Raw genomic sequence first — 16,613 nt, 5'->3', positions numbered from 1 at the left:
CCGTGTTAGCGGTGCGCCAGGATGTTGACGACGTTGCCGAACGGATCGCGCACGTAAAAGCGGCGCACGCCCCAGGGCTCGTCAACAAGCGGGTAGACGATTTCCACGCCCAGCGATACGGCGCGCGCATGCACCGCATCCACATCGTCCACTTCCACTGACAGCGCCGGCACCGGCGTACCGTTTCCGCCTTCGCTGGCGATGCTGACCTGCGGTGTCATCGTGCTGGCCGTATCGGCAAAGGTGAGGATCCAGCCGTGGTCCATCACCACTTCCAGATCGAGCAGTTCGGCATAAAAGGCGCGGGCGCTTGCTGGATCGGCGGCATGCAGGTTGGGGACGATGCGTCGGACGGCCATACCGTGGCTCCTTTTTTACCGATTCGGTGATGGATTTTAGTCATGGCTGTGACGCCGTGTAGGCATGCGCACGGGGCGCACATCACGTAAAGTGGCGGGCACTCGAACTACAGAGACACGCACGCCATGGAATTCCTGCAATCGCTGCTGGCACCCCGCCTGCAAAACGTTGAAACCTCCGCCATCCGCGAGCTGTTCAAGGTGCTCGGCAAGCCGGGCCTGATCTCGTTTGCCGGCGGCTTTCCTGATTCGGCCCTGTTTGACGTGGAAGGCCTGAAGGCCGCGGCCGACAGCGCGCTCACCACCGACGCGGCCCGCGCGCTGCAATACGGCGCCACCGAAGGCTTCGAGCCGCTGCGCGAGGCCATCGTCACGCTGATGAAGGCACGTGGCGCCAACGTCGCCAACACCGACATCCTCGTCACCACCGGTTCGCAGCAAGGGCTGGATCTGCTGGGCAAGGTGCTGATCGGCGAAGGCGACACAGTGCTGACCGAAGCTCCCACCTTCCTCGCCGCCATTCAGGCGTTCAAGCTGTACGGCGCCAAGGTGGCCGGCGTGCCGACCGACGGCGACGGGCTGGATGTCGACGCACTGGAAAAGGTGCTTGCCACGGCGCGCCCCAAATTCCTCTACGTGATTCCCAACTTCGGCAACCCGAGCGGCGCGCTGATGAGCCTGGAGCGCCGCAAGCGCCTGCTGGACGTAGCGGTGCGCCACAACCTGCTGATCGTGGAAGACGACCCTTACGGCGATCTGTATTTCGACGCACCCCCGCCGCCGTCGCTGTACGCGCTTTCGCAGCAGACCGACGGCGCGCAAGGGCGTGTGATCTACCTGGGCAGCCTGTCGAAGGTGATGGCGCCGGGCCTGCGCGTGGGCTGGATGATCGCCGCGCAGCCGGTGCTGGGCAACGCGGTGATGGTCAAGCAGTTTGCCGATGCGCACACCTCCACGTTTGCACAGGCCACGGCCGCAGCCTACCTGCGCAGCAACCGCCTGGAAACCGTGCTGCCGCGCACGCGCGCCGCCTATGCCGAACGTGCCCACGCCATGGCCAACGGCCTGCGTGCGCTGCTGCCTGAATCCGAACTGACCTTCAACCGCCCGCGCGGCGGCATGTTCCTGTGGTGCGCCTTGCCGGGCCGCAATGCCGGCGATGTGGCCAAGGTGGCCATCGAGCGTGGTGTGGCCTTCGTGCCGGGCGCGGCGTTTTACCCCGTTGACCCGGATCGCTCGACGCTGCGCTTGTCGTACGCCACCTCGTCGCTGGCGCAGGTGGAAGAGGGTGCGCGCAAGCTCGCACACGCTATCGGCGAGTTCAAGCTGGGCTAACCCACTCGCGCAGGCCGCGGTGGCAATGGCACACACCGACGCGCAGCAAGACCCCGCGCTGCTGCGCCGCCTGCTTCGCGCCAAAGACCGCATGGACGCCGCCTCGCACGAGGCATGGCCCGTCAAGCGGCTGGCCGAAGTGAGCGGCGTGTCGGAGGCGCATTTTGCGCGCTCGTTCAAGCAGGCCTTCGGCATTCCCCCGCACCGCTACCTGCTCACGCGCCGCATCGAGCAGGCCACCACCCTGCTGCGCGACACCGACCTGCCCATCATCGAGATCGCCTACGCCACCGGCTGGGAAAGCCTCGGCACCTTCGGCCGCATCTTCCGCGACATCACAGGGCAGAGCCCGAGCGCCCTGCGCCGCCACGCCCAGGCCACCGCGCCGCAGCAGCAACTGGATCGCGTGCCCGCCTGTGTGCTGAAGGCTGCGCAGCGGCCCGACCTTGTCACAGCAGTTTCGGAGAAGCGCCGCCAGCTGGCGGACGGTACAAATCCGTCACCCACCAACAACAAGGAGCGGTGATGAGCCAAGGGATCAATGTCGTCGGGCTGTATGTGGATGACCAGGACGCGGCGCTGGCGTTCTATGTCGACAAGCTGGGGTTTCGCGTGCATACCGATGTGCGCAACGGCCCGTACCGTTGGCTGACGGTGCAGCATCCGGAGCAGCCATCGTTCCAGCTGGGTCTGTTCCAGCCCGGGCCGCCCATTCACGACGAGGCCACCGCGCAGACGCTGCGCGCCATGGTCGCCAAGGGCGCGATGCCGCCGCTGGTGCTGACCGTTGCCGATTGCCGGGCCACCTATGCGCAACTGCGCGAGCGCGGCGTCGAGTTCACGCAGGAGCCCATCGAGCGCTTCGGCAGTGTCGATGCCGGCTTTCGTGACCCCGCTGGCAACGGCTGGAAGATGATCCAGGCCGCCGGAGGTGCAAAGTGAGCGCCCGCAACGCAATCCGCCAGTTCCATCGCTGGGTGTCGATGGCCTTCACGCTCACGGTCGTCGCCAACTTTGTCGCCATGGGTGTGGGCAAGGGCGCCCAGCCGCCGGCGTGGATCACCTATGCGCCGCTGCTGCCGCTGGCGCTGTTGCTGTTCACGGGGCTTTACATGTTTGCGCTGCCGTACCTGGATCGGCGTGGCGGGCGGCGTTCGACCGACGACCGGAATGCGCCTACTGCGGCGGTCTGAGCGCGGCGCGTGAGGCTTTGAGGCGCAATTGCCAGGCTCGGACTGTCGAGCGTGACTCTTGGAGGTTCGGGCGCCGAGCACAACGCGCCGAACACGACAGTTCGAGGTCGAAAATGTCGAGCTCAAAGGGCCGAGCGCGAGGTGCCGAAGGCCGGACGCCGAGCCTTTGTGGCCTGAGCGTCGACCTCGAAGCCTGCAGCGCGAGTGCTTGAGGTCGAAAATGTCGAGCCCAAAGTGTGGTGCACGAGGGTTTGACGCTCGGCCGCCAACATCCAGGCCCGGAATGCGAGGGTTTGACGTTTGAGCGCCGGGTTCAGAACCCGGCGCGTCGCGTTCTGCGCTGCGACTCTCAGTGGGCGACCGACGTGGCTGCAGGTTCATCAGCCGGTACTGCCTCATGCCGCCCGCCCATTCGCCACAGCACCACCGCCACCACATGGCATGCGGCCGCGGCCCACCCCAGCATGCCCGGCCCGCCATGGGCCAGCGCCAGCGCCCCCACCGTGGACCCCAGCGCGATCCCCACATACACCGCCGATGCATGCAGCGACAGCGTGATCGGCGACACATCGGGCGCGAGGCGGATCAGCCGCGTCGCCTGCGCCGGGCCGAAGCCCCAGCCCGCCATGCCCCACAGCACGACCGCACCGATGGCGATGGCGCCAGCCACCGTGCCGTGCAGCACCTGCGCCGACAGCGACAGCACCGAGAACGCCAGCACGATGCCCGCGCTGCTCACCGCCAGCACGCGCGCCACGCCTGCGCGGTCGGTCATGTGGCCGCCCAGGCCTGTGCCTAGCGCCGCAAAGCTGCCTACGAGGAACAGGACGATGCCCACGTGCTGGGGCGCGAACCCCAGCCCTTGCACAAAGAACGGTGCGACGTAGGTGTAGAACGTAAAGCCGCCTGCCGCCCACAACGCGGACACCGCCAGCGCGCCCAGCATGCCGGGCCGGCGTGCCACGCTCAGGCGCTGCGCCAGCGTGGTCACGCTGTGCGGCAGGGCGCGTGGCAGGCCGAAGGCGAGGCCTGCCGTGGCCAGTGCCGACAACACAGCGCAGGCGATGAACGTCGAGCGCCAGTCGCCCTGGGCGGCAATCCACGCACCCAGCGGCACGCCGAGCGCCACTGCCACCGTGCCGCCGCCCGTGATGATGGCGAGCGCCGAGCCGCTGCGCCCAGCTGGCACCAGCGAGGTCGCCACCGCATTGGCCGTCGGCAGGAAGACGCCGGCCGCCAACGCCAGCAGCACGCGCGCCGCCATCAACTGCCCAAAGCCGTGCGCGCTGGCAGCCAGCAGGTTGCCGGCCGCAAAGATGGCCAGCGCGCCGATCAGCACGCGGCGCCGGTCCACATTGCCGAGCAGCGTCGCCATCACGGGCGAGCCCACGGCGTACGTGACCGCAAACACGGTGACGAGCTGCCCGGCCGCCGGCACGCTCACGCCCAGGTCTGCGGCCAGCACCGGTAGCAGGCCGGCGATCATGAAACCTTCAGTGCCGATGGCGAACGCGCCCAGGCACAACCACCACAGCGATGCCGGCATGGTCGGCTCCTGTCAGAAGAAGAAAGCGGAACGGAGGCGGAGCGCGGAGGCTCCGCGAGGATCAGCGCGCGGTGGAGCTGGCCGTCTGGCCCAGCAGCACGTTGCGCTCGTCGTCGGAGATGTCTTCGCGGCGGCGCGAGTAGGCGCGCTCGACCCCGGCATAGGCGCGCTGCGTGGCCGGGCGTGCGCCGACGGCTTCGAACCAGCGCTGCAGATTCGGAAAGTCGTTCAGGTCCTGGCCGTGCCCGGCGTGGGGCACGATCCACGGATAGGCCGCGATGTCGGCGATCGTGTAGTCGGTGCCCGCAATGTAGGGGCGATCGGCCAGGCGGCGGTCCAGCACGCCGTACAGGCGGTTCGTTTCCTTGGTGTAGCGCTCGATGGCGTAGGGCACGCGCTCCGGTGCATACACGTTGAAGTGGCCGATCTGCCCGGCCATCGGCCCGAGGCCGCCCACCTGCCAGAACAGCCACTTGAGCACTTCCATGCGGCCGTGCAGGTCGGAGGGCATCAGTTGCCCGGTCTTCTCGGCCAGGTAAAGCAGCATGGCGCCCGATTCGAACAGCACCACGGGTTCGCTGCCTTCGGCCGGATCGTGATCGACCATGGCCGGAATTTTGTTGTTGGGCGAGATGGCCAGGAACTCAGGCTTGAACTGGTCACCCCGGCTGATATCGACGGGGATGACGCGGTGCTGCAAGCCGGTTTCGGCAAAGAACAGCGCCATCTTCAGGCCGTTGGGCGTGGCGCAGTAGTAGAGGTCGATCATGGCGGGGCCCTCGTGTTCTGTCATGTTGGTTGACAGATTATGTGGGCGAGTGGCCTTTTGTAATGTCCAAAAACTGGAATTTTCAGGTGACCACTCACTGGCCGTGCGCCTGTGCGGGCTCCGCTGTTTCGCAAGAGCGTGCGTACCATTCCCAGGCCGCGGTGCCGCACAGCACGCCCGTCGCCAGCGCCGACACGGCCAGTGCCGGAAGCTCGGCCGCTGGCAGCCATGCGCCGCCCAGCACCACCAGGCCGACCACATGCGCCGGGCGCAACCGCCCGAAGATCGCCCACTTGAACAGCAGGTTGCCCAGCAGGTATAGCGCTGCGCTGCCCAGCACCGCCAGCGCCGTCCCCGCATGGGCGTGGCCGACCGGATGCGCCAGCACGAATTCATCGGCCACCGCCCCGACGATGATGCCGGCCACCAGCACCACGTGAATGTAGGTGTAGGCCAGGCGTGCGAGCCGCCCTGGATCAGCCGAATGCGAGATGGTGCGCGCGCCGCGCTCGGCAATCGTGTCGAAGTACAGCCACCACATCGCCAGGCTGCCGATGAACGACATCGCCATCGCCGCGATGTTTTCTGCGTTCCAGTCGAGCGCGGCAAACGTGGAGCCCGTCACCAGCACCGATTCGCCCAGCGCGATGATGATGAACAGCGAGCAGCGCTCGGCCATGTGGCCGCCTTCCACGTTCCAGTCGTTGGTGGTGGAGCGGCCCAGACCCGGCGTGTAGAAGCCCATCGACGGCCCGAGCCATTCGATGGCCAGCGCGATGATCCAGCATGCCCAGCGCACGGAATCCTCCGACAGGCCACCGGCCAGCCACAGCACGGCCGAGACCCCGAGCCACGTGCCGATGCGTTGAAAGTTGCGCCGCAAGGGCAGCGACTCGCCACGCACGGCCCACAGAAAGAACAGCGTGCGCCCGAACTGCATGAACACATAGGCCAGCGCAAACGCCAGCCCACGCGAGCCGAACGCCTGCGGCAGCGATGCCGAGAGCAGCAGCCCACCCGTCATCAGCACGAGCATCAGCATGCGGATGGCGAGTTTTTCGGGGTCGAGCCAGTTCGTCACCCACGACGTGAAGATCCACACCCACCACACCGCCAGCATCAGCAGCAGCGCCTGCGCGCCGCCCTGCAGCGTGAAATTGCCGATCAGCAGGTGCGAGAGCTGTGTCACCGCAAACACGAACACCAGATCGAAGAACAGCTCGATGTTGGTGACGCGGTGGTGGCTGTGGGCGCCACCGGATGTGATCGGCGCGGGGCGGAGGTAACTGCGGGGCATTGGGTGTCCTCGGTGCGGCTTGAAGCGCGATCAGGCCGACTGCATGCCCAGCGTGAGCGTGCCTGCGCCCACCATCACCGCGCCACCCGTGTAGCCGAAGCGGCGCTGTGCAGCCACGCTGGTCAGGCGCTTGGCGAGCAGCTTGGCGGCCAGCGCGTACATCGACGCATTGGCGGCGGCCAGGACGACGAAGGTCGGCAGCAGGATCACGCTCTGCGAGAGGAAGGTCTGCTCGGCCGACATGAACTGCGGCACAAACGCGACGAAGAAGACAATGCTCTTGGGGTTCAGCGCGGTGACCGTCCAGGCCGACAGGAAGCGGCGGCCAGCGGACTTCTGCTGCACGGGGATGGTGGCCTCGGGCGCGTCCGCCTGTACGTCATCGCGCAGGCGGCGGGCGCTGAGGATGGATTTGATGCCGAGATAGACGAGGTACGAACCGCCGATGAGCTTGAGTGCCGTGAAGGCCGTGGCCGAAGCGGCGAGCAGCGCGCCCGCACCGGCAAGGGAAATGGTCATGGCGGTCGTGTCGCCTGCCGCCACGCCGGCAACGGTGCTCCACGCCGAACGGCCACGGTTGGCCAGCGAATCACCGATCACCAAGAGGATGGTCGGGCCCGGGATGAGCAGGATGATGATGCTGGCGCCGATGAAGGCCAGCCAGGTTTGGACGGTCATGGAGTGGCTCGCTGTGTTGTTGGGGGGAGGGGACACAGTTATCCATGAAAAATTTGGGGCGTCAAATGGGGTGGGGTTTTTTTGTTTTTGTTTTTGGTTTTGGGGTTGGTGGTCCATCCGCTTTTCGTACCCTGCCGGGCACGACTTACTTTTCTTTGTCTTGCCAAAGAAAAGTAAGCAAAAGAAAGGCGCGCCCGAGATGGCGACATCCCCTTGAATTTGTGTGACCGTGCGGGGAAGGAGGCAAACTCGCTTCGCTCAAACAGGCCTCCTTCCTTTATCCGCCCGCTCACAAAAATTCAAGGCGCCATCAAGGGCTCAACGTCAAAAGAAAAAGGCCAACCCATCGCGAGGTTGGCCTTGTCGTCTGAGCTGGCGCCCAGAGTGTTTGGCTTTTGTCTTTGACTTTCCCTGCCCTATGCGGCGCCTTGAATTTCTGTTGCAAGGAGGAAAAAGAGGGGAGGCTGTCTGAGCGCAGCGAGTTTGCCTCCCCTCCCTCCTTGCGACATAAATTCAAGGAGTCTTTCGCCGCATCGGGCGCGCCTTTCTTTGCTTACTTTCTTTGGCAAGACAAAGAAAGTGAGTCAGCCCCGGCAGGGGATGAAACAGGGGATGGACCACCACGTCCAAAACAGCCCAAACAAAAAACCTACCCGTGCCTCCGCGCCGCCAACCCCACCCCACTCACCAACAAAACCGCAGCCGCCACCTCAAGCCCATGAGGCCATCGAGCCTCATAGATAAACCCATACACCAACGCAAACACCGTCTCAAACACAATCAACTGCCCCGACAGCGTCAGCGGCAACTTGCGGCTGGCCGCATTCCACAGGCTATTCCCCAGCACAGACGCCCCCAGCGCCACCCCCATGTTCACCAGCCAGAACATCCCCCACGCCGATGCGGGCTGCGCAGAAGCCGTCGCCATGCCGGGCATGAAAAACGCCGGCACGGCCAGTGCCAGTGACAACACCCCAGTGGCAACGCCAGTCAACAGCGACCACTCCCGACTGGTGAACTGCGGCCGCGCGCGCAGGTACCGCGCATTGCACACCGCATACACCGTCCAGCACCCCAGCGCGCCCGCGGCCATCAGCAGGCCGATGAAATAGGTTCTGCCGCCCGCATCCGAATGCACGTCGGGCGCATCCAGGTAGATGCACACCACACCGGCCACGGCCATCAGCAGCGGCAGGGCCAGGCGGCGCATGGGCAGGCTGCCCCGTTCGGCTGCGCCCGCGAGCGTGACCGTGACCGGCAGCAACCCGACGATGAGCGACACCGGTGCCACGCCCGCGCGCTGCACGCCACCCGCCACGCACAGGTAGTAAAGAATGTTGCCCGGCAGCGATAACAGCAGCAGCGCCACCCAATCACGCCGAGTCGGTTTGCGCCACAGCGTGCGCCACACCGGTAGCGCGAGCGCCAGGGACAACACGCCATACAACACATACCGCGCTGCTGAAAGCGCCAGCGGCGAGAACTGCGGCAGCATCTTCGGCGCGACGAAGATGACGCCCCACAGCGCCCCGGCCGCGACGCCGTAGCCGATGCCCCTCAGGTGGTCACGCCGTGTGTCGTGCTGACCGTGATGAAGATGCGTTGCAGTGGAGGTGTCGCCAACAGCCATGGAGCGTCTGCCCGGAAAGGTCAATCGAACCGGCACTCTGCGCGTGCGCGCACCGTGCGTCTTGGCGAAGACGGCTGCGCTTTGGCAAAAACGGAAATGGGTGGGGCTAGCGCCGCACCGCGGCGGGGGTGATGCCGTGTGCGGCTTTGAGGTGGCGCGTGAGGGCGCTTTGGTCGTAGTAGCCGGTGCGCGCGGCAACCTCGGCGATGGGCAGGGCGGTGGTTTCCAGCAGCGTCAACGCATGCCGCAGCCGTACCTCGGCCAGATGCGCGTGCAGCGTGGTGCCGTATGCCGCACGGAACAGCGTGGCGAGGCGACGCGCGCTCACACCGACTTCTGCGGCGAGCGCATCGACGGTGAGCGGCTCGGCGTAGCGGTGTTCAATCGCGTGCCATACGCGCTCGGCACGCGCATCGGCGCGTGCGCGTATCTGCGTGGATTGGTTGGCCGGATGCGCGGCCAGCGTCGCCAGCGCGAGTGACGACCACGCATTGGCCAGCACCGTGTCGACGATGGGCGCGTCTTGCAGCCACGTCGTCAGCGCGCGCAGGCCCGGCGTGAGCGGAAAGAACACGCGATCGGCCAGGCCGCCCAGGCCGGGGGCGTCAGCGGCCTGCCCGGGAATGTCGAACACGATGAAGCGGTTGGCGCCCGTGGCTTCAAACGCATGCGTGGCGCCGGCCGGAATGAGCGCCGCGTGGTGCGTGTCGACGCGGCCGCCGCGGCCGTCTACGTCCATCTCCAGGATGCCGCGTGCGGGCATCACGACCTGCATGAAGTCGTGCGAGTGCGGAGGTGCAGCGAGGCCGTAAGTGCGGAAGTCCAGCATGGTGCCGCCGAGAATAGCACCGGCATCCGCCCAAAAAAATACCCGGCCACAGATCATGCTGCGCCGGGTCTCGGAACTTTCACGGAAAGAGGATCCGTGAGAAGAGGAACACGCACATCGTGCGCCGCCTGCATGACAGCGGCATGTCAGCCGCGCCTGCGCACTCATTCCTCCTTGATGGTCACCTTGTCCGGATAGAACGCGAGATAGCCCGCCACTTCCCGCGCGACGGGTTTGGGCTGTTCGTACGTCCAGACGGCGTTGTCGGCGCGCACATCGCCGGCCACGATGGTGTAGTACGACGCGTCGCCCTTGTAGGGGCAATGCGTGTGATGCTGCGTGCGCTCCAGCAGGTTCATCTGCACATCGTCACGCGGGATGTACTGCACCGGCGGGTACGACGCCTCGCGCAGCGTGCGCGCCAGATGCGTGCTGGCGATGGTGAAGCCGTTGAGGCTCACCGTCACGCGGCGCGGGTTCGACTCCACGGTAATGGGGTGATTCGGATCGATATCGGGCATGCGGCACTCCTGCAGTTGGGCGAGGGAAGACGCTTTCACTGTAGCAAGCGCCGCGCGCGCCTTCTTTCGACGCCCCTGCTTACCAGTGCGTTTCCGATTCCGGCGTGGATGAGACGCGGTGGATCGCCAGGTCGGCGCCCATGAACTCGGCCTCGCGGTCCAGCCGCAGCCCCACGAGCTTGCGCAGGGTGCCATACACCACCGTGCCGCCAATCAGCGCAATGACAATGCCGCCTGCCGTGCCCGCCACCTGCGCCCAGAACGACACACCGCCCAGACCGCCCAGCGCCTTGAGGCCGAAGATGCCGGCCGCGATGCCGCCCCACGCGCCGCACAGACCATGCAGCGGCCACACGCCGAGCACGTCGTCGATGCGCCAGACGTTCTGCACGCGCGTGAACATCCAGACGAACAGCACGCCCGCAATGCCGCCGACGGCAAGCGCCCCCAGCGGGTGCATCACGTCGGAGCCTGCGCACACGGCCACCAGGCCCGCCAGCGGCCCGTTGTACGAGAAGCCCGGGTCGTTCTTGCCCATCCACCACGCGGTGAGCGTGCCGCCCACCATGGCCATCAGCGAGTTGATGGCAACCAGGCCGCTCATCTTGTCGAGCGTCTGCGCGCTCATCACGTTGAAGCCGAACCAGCCCACTGCCAGCACCCAGGCGCCGGCTGCCAGGAACGGGATGTTCGACGGCGGATGCGCGGCGATGCGGCCGTCGTCTCTGTAGCGGCCGTGGCGGGCGCCAAGCAGCAGCACTGCCGGCAGCGCGATCCAGCCACCCACGGCATGGACAACCACCGAGCCGGCAAAGTCATGGAACTCCGCGCCCGTCACGCTCTGCAGCCAGTGCTGGATGCCGAAGCGCTCGTTCCAGGCGATGCCTTCAAAGAACGGGTAGACGAAGCCCACCAGCACGAAGGTCGCCGCCAGTTGGGGTTCGAAGCGCGAGCGCTCGGCAATGCCGCCCGAGATGATGGCCGGGATGGCCGCGGCGAAGGTCAGCAGGAAGAAGAACTTCACCAGCTCATAGCCGTTCTGCTGGGCGAGCACATCGGCGCCGGTAAAGAAATTGACGCCGTACGCAATCGAATAGCCGATGAAGAAGTACGCGATGGTCGACACGGCAAAGTCGACCAGGATCTTGACCAGCGCATTGACCTGGTTCTTCTTGCGGACGGTGCCCAGCTCAAGGAACGCGAAGCCGGCATGCATGGCCAGCACCATGATCGCGCCCAGCAGGATGAAGAGCGCGTCGCCCCCGGTTTTGATGGAGTTCATTGCGGTTGTCGTGCGGGTTGAGGGATCAGCGCCATCCGGGTGCAGTGCGTGCCCACAAATGACGCAAAAAGCGCCGACAGATGCAATTCTTGTTCCAACGGTGTGCAAAAAGGTGACATGGCGCACCAGGGCCGTGCGCGCGAGGTCGTGGTCGGGCGGCGCGTTGAGGTTGGCCCGAAATCGGTGCGTGAGTGCCTTGAATTGGTGCGAGCGCCGCGCCAAATGCGCCGTAGTGGTGCGTTACGCCTTGGGAAGGTTACGGCTTGGCGCCCGCGACGCTAAACGATGCCGCCACGGCGTTCCACAGCGGCTCGTACCGCAAGCGCACGGTGCTGGCCTGCTCGGGCGATGTGGCGGGAGACTGCACGTGCAGCATCAGCAGCGCGCCGTCGGTCGGCACCATGAAGACGCGGCCGACCAGCGTGTTGCCCGGCGCGCGCGGGATGTGCGGGCCGGGCGATTCGCCGATGTAGCTGGCCCACACGCCGGGGCGCCCGCCGAACGATTGCGTACCCCAGCCAATTAGCCGGCAAGGGGCGGCCACAGCTTGCTTGACGGCATCGCGCATCCAGCGAGGCTCGCGGCTGTCAGGGACGGTTTCGGGGTCGCCTTCGGTGGGATGCACGATCAGTTCAATGCGCGACAGCCCCGAGCCGCCCTGGTTGGCCCACGCGCCAATCGCCACCCGCGCCGGGTCGGGCTTGCGCGGCGGCGTGGGCGGCACGCGCTCCCAGGAGAACGGCAGCCGCAGGCCGAGGCTCGCACCGCGCGCATTCGGCCAGTCAGACAACGTCACGGCCTGTGTGAAGCGGCTGCCCAGCTCATCGGCGGGGCGGTCGTCGTAGACCACCGCCAGCAGCGTCTGCAGCGTGGCGCGATCCTGATTGCCTTGCGCACGTGCAACCACGCGCTCGGCCAGCGCGTGGGCCGTCTGGGCAGTCTGGGTGGCTGTCATCACGCTGGGCTGGTGAATATCGAGTGCGCGCTCGATCAGCAGTTGCCGCTCGTCGTCGGATAGCGGAATGCCGGCGATCAGGCGGCGCGTGCGGGCCAGCGCCTGCGGGAAGGTGTTGTCGAACTGGGTACGGGCGCGGATCAGCTCTTCACGCTGGCCGGGAAAGCGCTGGATGGCGCGGTCGAGCGCCTGCGATTGCACGGTCAGGAAACCAAGCACGCTGATCAGCCCCGGGATGGCGCCAGGCGTGTAGTCCCACGCCAGGGCGTGGCCGGACCACGCCAGCAAGGCGGTCAGACACCAGCGCATCGTTGCGCGGCTTGGCATTGGAATATCCCCCTATGGCCGGACCCCTCTCCGACCAAAATCTGACTCTAACGATTTGTATCGATTGTGTGCAAGCTGGGTGTTGCACCGAGATCGGACCGTTCCCGCCCCGCCATTTGCGCAAACCACGGCGGGGCGGCGGCGTGCCTGTTGGACGGAATCGCGCTCCGGGCACCATGAAGCTGCAGGTAACGAAGCACTGGAAGTGCTGGCGCACCGTGCGGCCGGTTGACGAGTGCGTCAACCCCGAAAATACTGTCTGTTCGACCCGCCGACCGGCACGCCTCGCCTTGTGCGTCGTACAACACATCCAACGCCGGCGCCCACTTTTCGAAGGTGGAGACATGACCGATCTTTCCGCTGCCCGCGCGGCCGATCCCACGCCCGCCAGCGAGCCTGCGCCGGCGCGCAACAAGGTGCGCTTCGTGACGGCCGCATCGTTGTTCGACGGGCATGACGCGTCGATCAACATCATGCGGCGCATCCTGCAGTCGATGGGCTGCGAGGTGATCCACCTCGGGCACAACCGTTCGGTAGACGAGGTGGTCAACGCCGCGCTGCAGGAAGACGTGCAGGGCATTGCGGTGTCCAGCTACCAGGGCGGCCATGTCGAATACTTCAAGTACATGATCGACGCGCTGCGCGCACGCGGCGGCGAGCACATCCAGGTGTTCGGCGGCGGGGGCGGTGTGATCGTGCCGACGGAGATCCGCGAGTTGCAGGACTACGGCGTCGCGCGCATCTACAGCCCCGAAGACGGCCAGCGCATGGGCCTGGCCGGCATGATTGCCGACATGGTGCAGCGCTGCGATATCGATCTCTCCATCTATGCGCCGGCCACGCTGGAGCCCGTCGCCAACGGCGACCGCCGCGCCCTGGCGCAATTGATCACCGCATTGGAATCGGGCCGTATCGATCCGGCACTGCGCGAGGCCGTGCACGCGGCTGCGATGGCCACGCCGACGCCGGTGCTCGGCATCACGGGCACGGGCGGTGCTGGCAAGTCGTCGCTCACCGATGAGTTGATCCGCCGCTTCCGGCTCGACCAGCAGGACGCGCTGCGCATCGCCGTCATCTCGATCGATCCGTCGCGGCGCAAGTCGGGCGGCGCCCTGCTGGGCGATCGCATTCGCATGAACGCGATCAATCATCCGAACATCTTCGTGCGCTCGCTGGCCACGCGGGAGGCCAGTCGTGAGATCTCCGACGCGCTGCCCGACGTGATTGCCGCATGCCGTGCCGCCGGGTTCGATTTCATCATTGTCGAGACCTCCGGCATCGGACAGGGCGATGCGGCCATCGTGCCGCATGTCGATTTGTCGCTGTATGTGATGACGCCCGAGTTTGGCGCCGCCAGCCAGTTGGAGAAGATCGACATGCTCGACTTTGCCGATCTGGTGGCCATCAACAAGTTCGACCGCAAGGGCGCGCAAGACGCGTGGCGCGACGTCGCCAAGCAGGTGCAGCGCAACCGTGAGCAATGGCATGCCCGGCCAGAAGACATGCCGGTGTTCGGCACGCAGGCCTCGCACTTCAATGACGACGGCGTGACGGCGCTGTATCACACGCTGGCCGATCGGCTGACCGAGCGCGGCATGGCGCTGGCCGAGCGCACGTTGCCGCGTCCGGCCGGCAAATGTTCCACCAGCCACGACGCCATCGTGCCGCCCGCGCGCGTGCGCTACCTGGCGGAGCTGGCCGATACGGTGCGCAGCTACCACCGCCGCGTCGATGCGCAAAGCCGCCTCGCGCGGGAGCGCCAGCAGTTGCGGGCCAGCCACCGCATGCTGGAGCAGGCGGGCGCCACCGTGCAGACGCTGTCCGCACTGGACAAGCAAGCGGCCGAGCGCGACGCACAACTCGGCGCCACCGAACGCAAGCTGCTCGCCATGTGGCCTGACCTGCGCCGTGCTTATTCCGGCGACGAATACGTCGTGAAGATCCGCGACAAGGAAATCCGCACGCAGCTTACGCACACCACGCTCTCCGGCACCACCATCCGCAAGGTCGTGCTGCCGCCCTATGAAGACGATGGCGAAGTACTGCGCTGGCTGATGCGGGAAAACGTGCCGGGCAGTTTTCCGTACACCGCCGGCGTGTTTGCCTTCAAGCGTGAGAACGAAGACCCGACGCGCATGTTCGCGGGCGAGGGCGATGCCTTCCGCACCAACCGGCGCTTCAAGCTCGTCTCCGAAGGCATGGACGCCAAGCGGCTCTCCACCGCGTTCGACTCCGTCACGCTCTACGGCGAAGACCCGGCGCTGCGCCCGGACATCTACGGCAAGGTCGGCAATTCGGGCGTGTCCATCGCCACGCTCGACGATATGGAAGTGCTGTACGACGGCTTCGATCTGACCAGCCCTGCCACGTCGGTATCCATGACGATCAACGGGCCGGCACCGACGATCCTGGCAATGTTCATGAACACCGCCATCGATCAGAACCTGGCCCGGTTCCGCGCGGACAACCAGCGCGAGCCGACACAGGACGAGGAGGCGAAGATCCGCGCATGGGTGCTGCAGAACGTGCGCGGCACGGTGCAGGCCGACATCCTCAAGGAAGACCAGGGGCAGAACACCTGCATCTTCTCGACCGAGTTTTCGCTCAAGGTGATGGGCGATATCCAGGAATATTTCGTGCACCACCAGGTGCGCAATTTCTATTCGGTATCGATCTCGGGGTACCACATTGCCGAGGCGGGCGCGAACCCGATCTCGCAACTCGCCTTCACGCTGGCCAACGGCTTCACGTATGTGGAGGCGTACCTCGCGCGCGGCATGCACATCGACGATTTCGCGCCGAACCTGTCGTTCTTCTTCTCCAACGGCATGGACCCGGAGTACAACGTGCTCGGCCGCGTCGCGCGCCGCATCTGGGCGGTGACCCTGCGTGACAAGTACGGCGCGACCGAGCGCAGCCAGAAGCTGAAGTACCACGTGCAAACGTCAGGCCGATCCCTGCACGCGCAGGAGATCGCCTTCAACGACATCCGCACGACGCTGCAGGCGCTGATCGCCATCTACGACAACTGCAACAGCCTGCACACGAATGCGTACGACGAGGCCATCACCACGCCGACGGCCGAGTCTGTACGGCGTGCGCTGGCCATCCAGCTCATCATCAACCGCGAATGGGGCCTGGCCAAGTGCGAGAACCCGAACCAGGGCAGCTTCATCATCGATGAACTGACGGACCTGGTGGAAGAAGCCGTGCTGCAGGAGTTCGAGCGCATTGCTGAGCGCGGCGGCGTGCTTGGCGCGATGGAAACCGGCTACCAGCGGGGCAAGATCCAGGAAGAGTCGATGCTGTATGAGCAGCGCAAGCACGACGGCTCGCTGCCGATCATCGGTGTGAATACGTTCCGCAATCCGGACGCAGAGAGCGTGGTGCCGCCGCACATTGAACTGGCGCGCTCAAGCGAGGAGGAGAAGCAGAGCCAACTCGCGCGGCTGCAGGATTTTCACGCACGGCATGCTGGGGAAGCGCCGGCCATGCTGCAGCGTCTGCAGCGGGCGGTGATCGAGGATCAGAACGTATTTGCGGTGTTGATGGACGCGGTGCGGGTTTGCTCGCTGGGGCAGATTACGCATGCGTTGTTTGAGGTGGGGGGGGAGTATCGGCGGAATATGTAGGGGGTTTGGGTTTTGGGTTTTGGTTTTTTGTTTGTGGTGCATCCCTTGTTTCATCCCCTGCCGGGGCTGACTCACTTTCTTTGTCTTGCCAAAGAAAGTAAGCAAAGAAAGGCGCGCCCGATGCGGCGAAAGATTCCTTGAATTTATGCGACCGTGCGGGGAAGGAGGCAAACTCGCTGCGCTCAAACAGGCCTCCTTCCTTTTTCCGCCCGCTCACAGAAATTCAAGGCGCCGCATAGGGCAGGAAAGTCAAAGGCCAA

15 protein-coding genes are annotated in these 16,613 nt (G+C 65.8%); 5 read left to right on the top strand and 10 right to left on the bottom strand.

Annotated features, from left to right (window positions below; translation table 11 throughout):
* Positions 1–5: 5 nt before the first annotated feature.
* Positions 6–359 (bottom strand): glyoxalase superfamily protein, encoded by a 354-nt coding sequence (locus DOD19_RS14345; RefSeq protein WP_112186216.1) that lies wholly within the window; start codon positions 357–359, stop codon positions 6–8.
* A 126-nt stretch (positions 360–485) separates the two neighbouring features.
* Here DOD19_RS14345 and DOD19_RS14340 point away from each other — a divergent pair, with 126 nt between their 5' ends.
* From DOD19_RS14340 to DOD19_RS14325, 4 genes are read left to right on the top strand one after another with little or no spacing between them, the layout of a single operon-like run.
* Positions 486–1,694 (top strand): PLP-dependent aminotransferase family protein, encoded by a 1,209-nt coding sequence (locus DOD19_RS14340; protein ID WP_112186215.1) that lies wholly within the window; start codon positions 486–488, stop codon positions 1,692–1,694.
* Positions 1,695–1,719: 25 nt separating this feature from the next.
* Positions 1,720–2,220, top strand: coding sequence for an AraC family transcriptional regulator (locus tag DOD19_RS14335; protein WP_235193188.1), 501 nt, complete (start codon positions 1,720–1,722; stop codon positions 2,218–2,220).
* Positions 2,220–2,636: a VOC family protein gene (locus tag DOD19_RS14330; protein ID WP_112186214.1), complete on the top strand. Its 417-nt coding sequence runs from the start codon at positions 2,220–2,222 to the stop codon at positions 2,634–2,636. The genes DOD19_RS14335 and DOD19_RS14330 overlap by 1 nt, the downstream gene beginning before the upstream one ends.
* Positions 2,633–2,887: a hypothetical protein gene (locus tag DOD19_RS14325; RefSeq protein WP_112186213.1), complete on the top strand. Its 255-nt coding sequence runs from the start codon at positions 2,633–2,635 to the stop codon at positions 2,885–2,887. The genes DOD19_RS14330 and DOD19_RS14325 overlap by 4 nt, the downstream gene beginning before the upstream one ends.
* A 349-nt stretch (positions 2,888–3,236) precedes the next feature.
* Here DOD19_RS14325 and DOD19_RS14320 read toward each other — a convergent pair whose 3' ends face one another.
* The 9 genes from DOD19_RS14320 to DOD19_RS14270 form a co-directional block, all read right to left on the bottom strand.
* Positions 3,237–4,433, bottom strand: a complete 1,197-nt coding sequence (locus tag DOD19_RS14320; RefSeq protein WP_112186212.1) for an MFS transporter — start codon at positions 4,431–4,433, stop codon at positions 3,237–3,239.
* A gap of 61 nt (positions 4,434–4,494) precedes the next feature.
* Positions 4,495–5,202 (bottom strand): glutathione binding-like protein, encoded by a 708-nt coding sequence (locus DOD19_RS14315; protein WP_112186575.1) that lies wholly within the window; start codon positions 5,200–5,202, stop codon positions 4,495–4,497.
* Between the two features lie 94 nt (positions 5,203–5,296).
* Positions 5,297–6,499, bottom strand: a complete 1,203-nt coding sequence (locus DOD19_RS14310; RefSeq protein WP_112186211.1) for a low temperature requirement protein A — start codon at positions 6,497–6,499, stop codon at positions 5,297–5,299.
* A gap of 30 nt (positions 6,500–6,529) precedes the next feature.
* A complete protein-coding gene (locus DOD19_RS14305) occupies positions 6,530–7,177 on the bottom strand; it encodes a LysE family translocator (protein ID WP_024976888.1) in 648 nt (215 codons plus the stop codon).
* A gap of 649 nt (positions 7,178–7,826) precedes the next feature.
* Positions 7,827–8,807, bottom strand: a complete 981-nt coding sequence (locus DOD19_RS14290; protein ID WP_112186210.1) for a DMT family transporter — start codon at positions 8,805–8,807, stop codon at positions 7,827–7,829.
* Positions 8,808–8,913: 106 nt separating this feature from the next.
* Positions 8,914–9,636: an AraC family transcriptional regulator gene (locus DOD19_RS14285; RefSeq protein ID WP_112186573.1), complete on the bottom strand. Its 723-nt coding sequence runs from the start codon at positions 9,634–9,636 to the stop codon at positions 8,914–8,916.
* A gap of 164 nt (positions 9,637–9,800) precedes the next feature.
* Positions 9,801–10,157 carry a DUF427 domain-containing protein gene (locus DOD19_RS14280; protein ID WP_024976885.1) on the bottom strand — a complete coding sequence of 119 codons (357 nt, stop codon included), beginning with the start codon at positions 10,155–10,157 and terminating at the stop codon, positions 9,801–9,803.
* Between the two features lie 79 nt (positions 10,158–10,236).
* The gene (locus tag DOD19_RS14275) at positions 10,237–11,439 is read right to left on the bottom strand and encodes an ammonium transporter (protein WP_024976884.1); all 1,203 of its coding nucleotides are present in this window, start codon (positions 11,437–11,439) and stop codon (positions 10,237–10,239) included.
* A 256-nt stretch (positions 11,440–11,695) separates the two neighbouring features.
* Positions 11,696–12,721 (bottom strand): hypothetical protein, encoded by a 1,026-nt coding sequence (locus DOD19_RS14270; RefSeq protein ID WP_024976883.1) that lies wholly within the window; start codon positions 12,719–12,721, stop codon positions 11,696–11,698.
* A 344-nt stretch (positions 12,722–13,065) separates the two neighbouring features.
* On the opposite strand from DOD19_RS14270, the gene icmF reads away from it, so the two are divergent.
* Entirely contained in the window at positions 13,066–16,353 is a 3,288-nt protein-coding gene (icmF, locus tag DOD19_RS14265) for a fused isobutyryl-CoA mutase/GTPase IcmF (RefSeq protein WP_112186209.1), read from the top strand.
* The last annotated feature ends 260 nt before the right edge of the window (positions 16,354–16,613 follow it).

This window comes from Ralstonia sp. GX3-BWBA, from assembly GCF_003290055.1.
Taxonomy (GTDB): Bacteria; Pseudomonadota; Gammaproteobacteria; order Burkholderiales; family Burkholderiaceae; genus Ralstonia; species Ralstonia holmesii.
The sequence above is the reverse complement of the archived record's forward strand: the minus strand, read 5'-3'. Positions and strand labels throughout refer to the sequence as shown.

Coding starts and splice junctions, on each gene's coding strand:
- DOD19_RS14345 (WP_112186216.1), bottom strand. CDS start 359: ATGGCCGTCCGACGCATCGTCCCCAACCTGCATGCCGCCGATCCAGCA.
- DOD19_RS14340 (WP_112186215.1), top strand. CDS start 486: ATGGAATTCCTGCAATCGCTGCTGGCACCCCGCCTGCAAAACGTTGAA.
- DOD19_RS14335 (WP_235193188.1), top strand. CDS start 1,720: ATGGCACACACCGACGCGCAGCAAGACCCCGCGCTGCTGCGCCGCCTG.
- DOD19_RS14330 (WP_112186214.1), top strand. CDS start 2,220: ATGAGCCAAGGGATCAATGTCGTCGGGCTGTATGTGGATGACCAGGAC.
- DOD19_RS14320 (WP_112186212.1), bottom strand. CDS start 4,433: ATGCCGGCATCGCTGTGGTGGTTGTGCCTGGGCGCGTTCGCCATCGGC.
- DOD19_RS14315 (WP_112186575.1), bottom strand. CDS start 5,202: ATGATCGACCTCTACTACTGCGCCACGCCCAACGGCCTGAAGATGGCG.
- DOD19_RS14310 (WP_112186211.1), bottom strand. CDS start 6,499: ATGCCCCGCAGTTACCTCCGCCCCGCGCCGATCACATCCGGTGGCGCC.
- DOD19_RS14305 (WP_024976888.1), bottom strand. CDS start 7,177: ATGACCGTCCAAACCTGGCTGGCCTTCATCGGCGCCAGCATCATCATC.
- DOD19_RS14290 (WP_112186210.1), bottom strand. CDS start 8,807: ATGGCTGTTGGCGACACCTCCACTGCAACGCATCTTCATCACGGTCAG.
- DOD19_RS14285 (WP_112186573.1), bottom strand. CDS start 9,636: ATGCTGGACTTCCGCACTTACGGCCTCGCTGCACCTCCGCACTCGCAC.
- DOD19_RS14280 (WP_024976885.1), bottom strand. CDS start 10,157: ATGCCCGATATCGATCCGAATCACCCCATTACCGTGGAGTCGAACCCG.
- DOD19_RS14275 (WP_024976884.1), bottom strand. CDS start 11,439: ATGAACTCCATCAAAACCGGGGGCGACGCGCTCTTCATCCTGCTGGGC.
- DOD19_RS14270 (WP_024976883.1), bottom strand. CDS start 12,721: ATGCCAAGCCGCGCAACGATGCGCTGGTGTCTGACCGCCTTGCTGGCG.
- icmF (WP_112186209.1), top strand. CDS start 13,066: ATGACCGATCTTTCCGCTGCCCGCGCGGCCGATCCCACGCCCGCCAGC.